Origin of the sequence: Psychroflexus maritimus, from assembly GCF_011089875.1 — a bacterium.
GTDB classification, from domain to species: domain Bacteria; phylum Bacteroidota; class Bacteroidia; order Flavobacteriales; family Flavobacteriaceae; genus Psychroflexus; species Psychroflexus maritimus.
On record NZ_JAANAS010000099.1, the window covers coordinates 1 to 350 of the forward strand.

Here is a 350-nt window from a genome sequence, read left to right on the forward strand (position 1 = left end):
GGGTCGGTGATGCGAATATAAACGATTTGATTATCCGACTGACTTTCATATTCCTCTGGATTGTTGATGAGGTTGCCCGGATTTTGCTCTTCTGCACCTTGAAGGTTGTTGTAATATTCGATTATAAGTTCATCGGTGTTTTCAACATTTTGTAAAACTTCGTCTTCCACTAAGCTTAAGTCGAAAGTTCTAACGCCAGTCTCGTTGTCGTCACAAAGCGTTAGCGGTTCGGGAGATTCGGTTTGTGGGGTGTTCCGGGTGAATAAATCCAAGTCAAAAATTTGAGTACAACCAGTTTCTTCATCTTCAAAAAACGCATAAATAGTTTGTTCAAAAGCTTGTACGTTGGC

Annotated in this window: 1 protein-coding gene; it reads right to left on the reverse strand. The window is 40.6% G+C overall.

Going from position 1 to position 350, the window contains the following annotated elements; genetic code table 11:
• Nucleotides 1–350: hypothetical protein (locus tag G7034_RS10870; RefSeq protein WP_166400984.1), on the reverse strand; the 350-nt coding region annotated here is incomplete at both ends.